This is a genomic window from Microbacterium sp. Bi128 (genome assembly GCF_918698205.1).
In genome coordinates this window covers 1-3,344 of record NZ_CAKKMM010000511.1, presented here as the reverse complement: position 1 = coordinate 3,344, position 3,344 = coordinate 1, and the positions used below count along the sequence as shown (strand labels likewise).

Below are 3,344 nucleotides of genomic sequence, written 5' to 3'. Positions count from 1 at the left end.
GTTCCGCAGTTGCCGCAGGGTTTTTTTGTCACCCGTGCGGAGAAGTTTTTCGATAAGTGATGCCACGTGAAGTTGCTCCCAGTCTCAAGCTGCCGAATTCTGGCGTGTTTAGTCTACGGGAGAGACGCAAGGCCGGTGGCGCCTGTTCCCTCACAGCGGATAGTGCGGTTTACCGGGCAGCCACGGCTTCGGCGAGCGCCGGCGCAAGGTTCCCCGTTGGCGAGACAACTACGTCGTCCATTCCCAGCCACTCTGCCATGAGCTGCAGTTCCGCGGCGAGTTCGACGGCGGTGTCCTCCGGCGCGCCGGGTTCGGCGTGGGCGGCCCTGGCCAGGAGCCGCCCGCCGGCCCGGTCCGCTTTGAGGTCGACCCGTGCGACAATCGCGTCGCGGAGCAGGAACGGCAGGACGTAGTAGCCGTACTTCCGCTTCGGCTCGGGCGTGTAGATCTCGATCCGGTAGTGGAATCCGAAGAGCTCCTCGAGCCGCCGGCGTTCGAACACGAGGGAGTCGAAGGGGCTCAGGAGCGCCCGGCCGATGGCCGAGCGCGGCAGTTTCGCCTCCACGTGGCGGTACAGGGGCCGGTCCCAGCCGGATACCGTGACCGGCTGCAGCCGGCCGCTGTCCACGAGGTTCCGGACGGCGACGGCGGCGTCCTTCTGCGGTGTCCGGAAGTAGTCGGCGAAGCATCGCACAGTCCCGATACCGTGGGCCTGTGCCGCGGCGTCGATCAGCCGGTCCATGGCCGCGGCCGCATCCGGTTCGGGTGCCACCGCTTCCTTGCCCGGTCCGGGGAGCACCCGGGCGGTGAGTGTGTAGCGCCGTTCGAAGGAGTCGGTCCGCGAGGATGCGGAGACAAGGCCCTCTTCGAAGAGATGTTCCAGCACCCTTTTGACGGCGTTCCAGTTCCAGCCCCAGTTGTCCCGCTGCTGGTCTTCCACGTGGCCTAGCCGGGCTGTCAGTTCGGCGGCGGTCAGCGGCTTCCCGACGGCCAGGGTTTCCAGGACCTTGGCCGCCACCCCGTTGCGCAGTTCGGGGTCCATCGCGTGCGCGCCCACCCATTTGCGGCTCTGCCACTGCACGAGATCGTGGAAATGGTCCGGGCGGATGAAGCAGGCTTCGTGGGCCCAGTACTCCATCATCCGGCGCGGGTGGGTCCCCGCCATGCGCGCCAGGATGGTGCGGTCGTAGTTGCCGAGCCGCGAGAAGAAGGGCAGGAAGTGGCTGCGGGACACCACATTGACGGAGTCGATCTGAACCAGGTGCAGCCGGGCAAAGGTACGGCCCACCGCCCGTGCACTCACGGGTCCGGTGGGCCGTTCCTTCTCCAGTCCCTGGGCTGCCAACGCGATCCGCCGTGCCTGTGCCAGGCTCAGCGATGCTTGCACGTTAGTCCCTTCGTCGGAAAAGTCTGCACCAGCTTATGCGCTGGCGGGCTCATCCTCTGAACGGTAGGCCAGGATTTTGTCTTCCAGACTCGAATGTCCGGGCTCGCACGTCTGGTCCAGGGAGATGACCCCGTAGGTCCAGCCGTCACGGCGGTAGACGACCGACGGCGCCTTGGTCTCCTTGTCCACGAAAAGATAGAAGTCGTGACCCACAAGTTCCATGTTGTCGACGGCGTCATCGAGGGTGAGCTGGGACGCGGCGAACACCTTCCGGCGGATCAGTACAGGCGAGTCGCCGGCCGGAATATCGTTCTCGACCTCATACGGCGACTTCTCTGCCGCCATCGCCTGGGTCTCCTGCTGCTGCGCCGCCTCCACATAGAGGGGTTCGCTGGGGCTGGCCGGCTCCAGGGCTGCCGTCGCCTCGGTGACGGACTTCGGGGTATGCCGGCCGTGGTGGACCTTTCTGCGGTCCCTGGCCCTGCGGAGGCGGTTCTGCGCGGCTTACTGGGCCGCGTCCCAGGACTGTCAGCTCAACCGTGAGCGATTCGGCGGTCTGGCGGGCTTTGGTCTCTTTGGTGACCTTCGCGTCTACCCTCTGGACCTTGTCTCCCAACGACGCGATCTTTGAGATCTTGTCGTCGGCATATTCGCGGAACCGGTCTGAGACCGTCAAGTTGCGTCCGCTGATCATGAACTCCATGGTGCCCTCCAAATGACTTCGGTGACACGACGGCGGTACTTCCCGGGGGGCCGATCTGACTGACAGTCGAGCCCCTTTCCGAGCCGCTATCGACAGGTACATCTGTTCTTGGTACCCATCTTCGACGTTAGTTCATAGACACCTGTTATTCATCCTTTTACGGTTTATTTTTTTAGCTCCCACCGATCATCCGCGCCGCCGCGGGGATGGCGGCGCCGACATCGGCGGCGGCCGGCGGGCGTGTCGCGGCCAGCACGACGGCGCCGCTGACAATTGCCCCCGCGGCCCGGAGCGCACGGGCCGCCTCCGCCAGGGTGGCGCCGGTGGTCAGCACGTCATCGACGATGATGCAGACACGTCCTTCGACTCGCGCAGGCCACGGACCGGACCTGGCCCGCATGGATCCGCGCACGCGCCGGGCGCGCTCACCCCGGCCCAATCCCTTCTGTCCGCCGGACAGGGAGCCGGCCCCTGTGGGGCCGTCCCGCAACCGGCCCCACAGGGGCAAAGCCGGCGGTTTCGTGTTCCGCGCGGGCGGCACGGATTTCCGCAGCGCGTCCGCGACGGTGAACCCTGGGATTTCGTCCCCGCGGACGAGCCGGCGGAGCAGGATATGGACGGGGCTGAAGCCCCGCCTGCGGTAAGCGGCGGCGCTCGTGGGCACGGGGACGAGGACGAGTCCCTGCCCGGGCCCGGACGCGGCGTGGAGGGCGCGCGCCAGTCCCCGGGCCAGCTCGGCGCCCAGCCGGGCCTGCCCGTGGCTTTTGAAGGACAGCAGGCACTGCGCCAGCTCGGCCCGGTATGGCCCGGCCGCCACCACGGGCAGCAGCACGGAGCCGTCCATGTCCATCAGGGCCGGAGCCTGGGCCTCTGCCCGGAACGGCCGGAGCGTCAGCAGGCGCAGCTTACGGGAGCACGCGCCGCAGAGTGCCGAGTCCTCCGCCCCGCAGCAGACGCAGTCCACTGGAATGGCCAGGGCGAGCACCTCAGCCGCCGCTTCGGCTGTCCGGTCGCCCAGCCTCGCCAGCGGCCACGCGTAGCTCCCGCGGTGTCGCGCCGCCCTGGCCGCGGCCGGGGCAAGGTCAGGGTCCGCTGCCGGGACCCGGGTGGTGTGGCTGCCCATCCTCCGATCCTGGACCGGGTGCGCCCCCCGTAGTAGCCCGGCGGGCCGCTATGTGGACAACACCCCGGCCGGAACCTTCGCGGAACCTTCACCGGATCCGGGTGACGGCCGCACCGCCGTCGTCGTCGCCG

Annotated in this window: 2 protein-coding genes and 1 pseudogene; all 3 read right to left on the bottom strand. The window is 67.9% G+C overall.

Features of this window, described 5'->3' with window-relative positions; genetic code table 11:
* Nucleotides 1-169 precede the first annotated feature (169 nt).
* A complete protein-coding gene (locus LQV45_RS22030; RefSeq protein ID WP_230008824.1) occupies nucleotides 170-1,387 on the bottom strand; it encodes a winged helix-turn-helix domain-containing protein in 1,218 nt (405 codons plus the stop codon).
* A gap of 33 nt (nucleotides 1,388-1,420) precedes the next feature.
* Nucleotides 1,421-2,090: pseudogene (locus LQV45_RS22025) on the bottom strand (HPF/RaiA family ribosome-associated protein).
* 172 nt (nucleotides 2,091-2,262) lie between these two features.
* Nucleotides 2,263-3,213, bottom strand: coding sequence for a ComF family protein (locus LQV45_RS22020; protein WP_230008823.1), 951 nt, complete (start codon nucleotides 3,211-3,213; stop codon nucleotides 2,263-2,265).
* Between the last annotated feature and the right edge of the window lie 131 nt (nucleotides 3,214-3,344).